Origin of the sequence: Ancylomarina sp. 16SWW S1-10-2 (assembly GCF_009669305.1) — a bacterium.
In the GTDB taxonomy this organism is placed as follows: Bacteria; Bacteroidota; Bacteroidia; order Bacteroidales; family Marinifilaceae; genus Ancylomarina.
Genome location: NZ_SADB01000192.1, coordinates 1 through 499 on the forward strand (window position 1 = coordinate 1; position 499 = coordinate 499).

Sequence of the window (499 nt, forward strand, 5' to 3'; positions counted from 1 at the left end):
TTAACCGGATTCTCAATCATGATAACGGCAATGTGTATATCAATCTATCAAAATAAAGGCATTAGCGCCATGCTTAAAACCTTATTTAAAGTTTTTATTGGTGTCGCACTTATCCTTTCGGTACTTTATGCATTAAATATGCTTAAAGCGATTTCGCCTATGGGATTTAAAGGAGTTAGTACTTCGCTAGCAGTATTAGTAATTGGTTTTATTGCCTACAAATTACGCAATAAAAAAGCGGGTATTAAAAGAGGATTGAAAATTTTATGGCAAGCTGTTCCTAGTTTATTTTTACTAATTATTGTAATTGGTGGAATTATAGCAGGATTTTTCACAGCTACCGAAGCTTCTGCTGTTGCCGTTCTTTACGCTCTCGTTTTAAGCTTAATCTACAAAGAAATTACGGTTAAGGATATTCCAAAAATCGTACTTGGTTCGGTAAAAACCACTGCAATTGTATTAATCCTTGTTGCAACCTGTATTGGCTTATCATGGATTA

Annotated in this window: 1 protein-coding gene; it reads left to right on the top strand. The window is 34.1% G+C overall.

Features of this window, described 5'->3' with window-relative positions:
• Positions 1-69: 69 nt before the first annotated feature.
• Positions 70-499, top strand: a 430-nt coding sequence (locus tag EMN46_RS18950) for a TRAP transporter large permease subunit (RefSeq protein WP_229130433.1), incomplete at its 3' end; no start/stop codon positions are given.